Origin of the sequence: uncultured Campylobacter sp. (genome assembly GCF_938045625.1) — a bacterium.
In the GTDB taxonomy this organism is placed as follows: domain Bacteria; phylum Campylobacterota; class Campylobacteria; order Campylobacterales; family Campylobacteraceae; genus Campylobacter_A.
In genome coordinates this window covers 1-1,169 of sequence record NZ_CALIAV010000039.1, presented here as the reverse complement: position 1 = coordinate 1,169, position 1,169 = coordinate 1, and the positions used below count along the sequence as shown (strand labels likewise).

Below are 1,169 nucleotides of genomic sequence, written 5' to 3'. Positions count from 1 at the left end.
AATTTTAATCAAATTCGCAAATTTTGGGTCGCCAAAACCAAAAATCAAATTTGACGCCGCCGGCTAGGTCAAATTTCGCTTTTTTATCTGCCGTAAATTTATCCTCAAATTTAAGCCCGTATGTTAAAATCTAAGCTAAATTTAGGAGAAAATATGAAGCAAATCACGATGCAAGAAGCCCTAGATGCGGTAAGCGCGCGATGCTGTAAGGGTTATCGCTACGAAAATGTCGCGCTAAGCGATGAGATAGTGCGCCCATCTGCGAGGTAAAAGGCCTCGTAAATATGGGCTTTGCGGCTACGGCTATCACGGACGCGTCGCTTGAGTATTTAGCCCGTTTGCCTAAGCTTTCGTATTTATCTTTAGAAAATAGCGAAAAAATAAGCGGCGAGGGCTTTAGATACTTTGCGCGGCACGCTAAGCTAAAGCACATCGATATCCAAAACGTCGGCATTACCGACAAGGGATTAAAGGCGATCGCGCAAATTCCTAGCCTAAAATCTTTACGCATCGTAGATACGCGCGTTAGTTTTGCCGGGTTGTTAGCCGTAGCGGACACAAAAATCCTATTTCATATCGGCGGCGAGCGCTTTAGCAAGGAGCAGATCGCTAAATTTGAGCAAGCGCAAAGAGATTTTCAAATCAGCAAAAACAGGCCGGATCCGCAGGATGCCGCTGCGGCGCAAAGCGCGCTTTTGGAGTTTTTCGCGGCTATGAGCGAATGGGAAAAATTTGCCGCCCGCAAGGCTTGCGATGAAAATAAGGACGAGGCGAGGCGTATGCTTGATGAGCTCTTTGCTAGATACTGCACGCCCGCCAAGCGTAGCGGTTATCGCCGCGAGTTCGTATGGTTTTCGCAAGCAGACGGCGGCACCTACGGCGGATACGAGCTAACGGACGTTGAGAGCGAAACGAAAAATAAATTTTACGTCTATGCCAAAGACGGCTACGGTTTTGCGCGGCGTTTTTTGCTCATACGCAAGGACGGACGCTGGCTCGTAGATAAGCAGCAAGACATGGACGGCGGCTGGATGCGGGTTATAAAATGCGCTAGGCGGTTTAACTCGGGCGCTTTTTGGCGTTTGGCGCCTCAAATTTCTACTTTAAAATTTTAAAAATCTCGTGCTTTGGGAGTTCGTATTTGTCGTATATCACGGCGTTATCATCGC

At 47.6% G+C, this 1,169-nt stretch carries 1 protein-coding gene; it reads left to right on the top strand.

Annotation, left to right across the window (positions count from 1 at the left end; genetic code table 11):
* The first annotated feature begins 284 nt into the window (after positions 1 to 284).
* Entirely contained in the window at positions 285 to 1,115 is an 831-nt protein-coding gene (locus Q0386_RS03490; protein WP_299027157.1) for an NTF2 fold immunity protein, read from the top strand.
* The last annotated feature ends 54 nt before the right edge of the window (positions 1,116 to 1,169 follow it).

Bases quoted from the DNA above. Each gene is read 5' to 3' on its own strand.
- Q0386_RS03490 (WP_299027157.1), top strand. From the start codon at position 285: ATGGGCTTTGCGGCTACGGCTATCACGGACGCGTCGCTTGAGTATTTA.